Raw genomic sequence first — 937 nt, forward strand, 5'->3', positions numbered from 1 at the left:
ATCTGAAACATTTCGAATTACAGCATTATTATGCATTTGTTCCTTTTTTAAGAAAAGGAATAGCTGCTCTTGATGTGAAAAATGCTGAATCAAGATTTAAAGCCATAACAAATCTGAAAAATTCAGTTGTCATTCCTTCAAAACGAGATCTTCCACCTAATCCACCTGCACAATTTACTAGAAGATCGATTTTACCTTCTTTTGCTCCAATTGTATTTATGGTAGAAGTTACACCATCTTCTTTTGTAAGGTCAACGCTAAAATACGCTGCTTTAATACCGTCAGCGGCAAGCTCTTTTACTCTTTCAGCTCCCTTAGCTTCATCTGCGATATCCATTAAATATACAGAATAGCCATCTTCACCTAATCTTTTTGAGACTTGAAAACCAATTCCACCGCTTCCACCAGTAATAATAGCTACTTTTCCTTCTGCTTTCATAATAATTGTTTTTTTTATTAATTAACGATAAAGAATCTGTATCATAATTGAGAAAAACCGATTGTTTATTCTTTGTAATTTGCAGATCTTCTTTTTGATTTTCTGTTGTTCTCCTAAATTTTAAAGGAGAAGTTCAATACGTCTGGACATTACCTCTTACTGGCAATTTCCAGACGTAAAAATGAAATTCATGAAAAAAATAAAGTTTTTATATTCCTAAAGCCTGACCACCACCAATTTGTATAGTTTCAGCAGTAATAAAAGCTGCATCATCACTTGCTAAGAAGGATATAACCGAAGCAACTTCTTCTGGTTTACCTATTCTTCCAAGCATAATATTATTTGCCCAGGAAGCAAATACCTCAGGTTTAGTTGCTTTAATTTGAGCATGAAATGGTGTATCAATTGTACCAGGAGATACAGCATTTACTCTAATTCCATATTCAGCTAAATCTTTTGCTAATGATCTTGTAAGTGATTGAACGGCTCCCTTAGATG

The 937-nt window shown here is 33.6% G+C and carries 2 protein-coding genes; both read right to left on the minus strand.

From position 1 onward, the window contains the following. Positions 1-28: 28 nt before the first annotated feature. Positions 29-439, minus strand: coding sequence for an SDR family NAD(P)-dependent oxidoreductase (locus tag EMN46_RS18610; RefSeq protein WP_154202520.1), 411 nt, complete (start codon positions 437-439; stop codon positions 29-31). 208 nt (positions 440-647) lie between these two features. After that, positions 648-937, minus strand: a 290-nt coding sequence (locus EMN46_RS18615; protein ID WP_154202522.1) for an SDR family NAD(P)-dependent oxidoreductase, incomplete at its 5' end; no start/stop codon positions are given.

Source organism: Ancylomarina sp. 16SWW S1-10-2, assembly GCF_009669305.1.
In the GTDB taxonomy this organism is placed as follows: domain Bacteria; phylum Bacteroidota; class Bacteroidia; order Bacteroidales; family Marinifilaceae; genus Ancylomarina.